We start from the raw sequence: 1,646 nt of genomic DNA on the forward strand, positions 1-1,646 counted from the left end.
GGTCCAGCCCGCCGGATCGGTGTTGCCCCACGGCTCGTTGCCGATGTTGATGACGACGTAGTCCTCCTCGCCGTCGAGGACGTCCTTCAGGCCGATCCAGTAGTCGGCCGCGTGGTCGAGCGTCCCGGCGGCGGCGTCCTCCCCGTACCCGGTGGTGTCGTGGACCTCCAGGACGCAGATGAGCCGGTTGGCCTTGCACCGGCCGACGACCGAGGCGACGTCCTGAGGGGTGTTCCTGCTCCACCGGTAGCCGTCGGACAGGACCACACGGACCGTGTTCGCGCCGGTCGCCTTGATGTCGGCCCATGACTGCGTCTCGCCCGGGTACCAGGCGTGGGCGTGGTTGACGCCGCGCATGACGAAGTCGTCGCCGTTGCCCTCGACCAGGCGGCCGTCGCTGATGTGGAGGCCTGTGGCCTGTGCTCGGGCCTGCGGGGCCCGGTCGGTCGCCTGGGCGGTGTCGGGGCTCAGGGCCCCGGCGAGGGCGAGCCCGAGAAAGGCGGCCAGCCCTCTCAGGAGGAGGGTGAGGGGCCGTGTCCGCGCTGTACGTGGTGCTGTTCTCACTGCGACTCCAGGGGTGGGCGCGAGGGAAGCCGAGCATCGACGGAGCTATGGGAGCGCTCCCATGAAGCCATTCCGGGCAGGGGCACGTCAAGGTGTCGCGCACGGTCGCTTCACGGCCCGCCGAGGGACCGGAGCGGCGACGAAGTGGCGACGGAGCGGCGACGGAGTGGCGCCGGAGTGGGGTCGCGTCCTGATGGTTGGGAGGGCGGCCCCGTGCGGGGCGGGCGCCGAACGGCACGGTCGGCCTCAGCTCGCCGGTGCGCCCGTCCCGCCTCCGCTGCCGTCCGCAGGCCCCTGCGGGTGGCTGTAACGGCGGGGCAGGCGCGGGCCGTTGGGTCGAGGAGCGCAGGGGAGGGGGTGCCGACCCAAGCGCGCCGAGGGATGAGGGCCGGACGGCGGTGAGCCCGCGCGGAACACGCGCAGCCCGGCCGGTGTCACCGCGCCGCCCCCGGCTCGGTGGACCTACGACGGGAGGCGGTGCGCGGCGCGGAGCGCGCTGACGTATCCGCTGACGTCCCGCTCGGTGGCGGGCTCGGGTGAGGCGGGGTCGGCCGCGTCGGCGTCCGTGGACCGGGCGCCGGTGTCCGGCCCGGCCGTCCGGCAGGGGCGGCACAGGCCGTCCGGAAGGGCTTCCGGGGGCCCCGGGCGGCCGCATTCGGCGCACTCCACCAGCAGGCGGCGCCGCGCGGCGACCGGTGTGGACGCCGGGGTGGGAGAGTCGGGCAGGGCGGGCGGCAGCTTGTCGAGGAGCCTTCGGCGTACGAAACCGACGGGGGAGTCGACCTGTGACGGGAGGCCGGAGGTCAGGGCGTGCGTGAGGTAGTCGGCGTCCACGCCCCGGGCGAACCACTCGGCGGCCGACGCCTCCAGGATCCCGCAGTCGGCGGCGGAGAGCGCCAGCCGGGGATCGACCCGGCCCAGGCGCGCCAGGGCGAGGTACGCGGGGGAGGGATGGGCCCGCTCCGGGGCGGGGCGGGCGGCGGGCACCGCGTCCGGGGCTCGCTGCGGGGGTACGGCGGGGGCGGCGGGCCGGGTGGCGGGCGGCTGAGGCGTGCGGTCCGCTCCGCCGGTGGCCGCAGGGG

At 75.9% G+C, this 1,646-nt stretch carries 1 protein-coding gene and 1 pseudogene; both read right to left on the reverse strand.

Annotation, left to right across the window (positions count from 1 at the left end; genetic code table 11):
- Positions 1-564: cellulase family glycosylhydrolase (locus IH13_RS0124460; protein WP_031087879.1), on the reverse strand; the 564-nt coding region annotated here is incomplete at its 3' end.
- Positions 565-1,026: 462 nt separating this feature from the next.
- A pseudogene (locus tag IH13_RS39795) lies at positions 1,027-1,646 on the reverse strand (MarR family transcriptional regulator); the annotation flags it as partial.

Source organism: Streptomyces sp. NRRL WC-3549 (assembly GCF_000721935.1).
GTDB lineage: Bacteria > Actinomycetota > Actinomycetes > Streptomycetales > Streptomycetaceae > Streptomyces.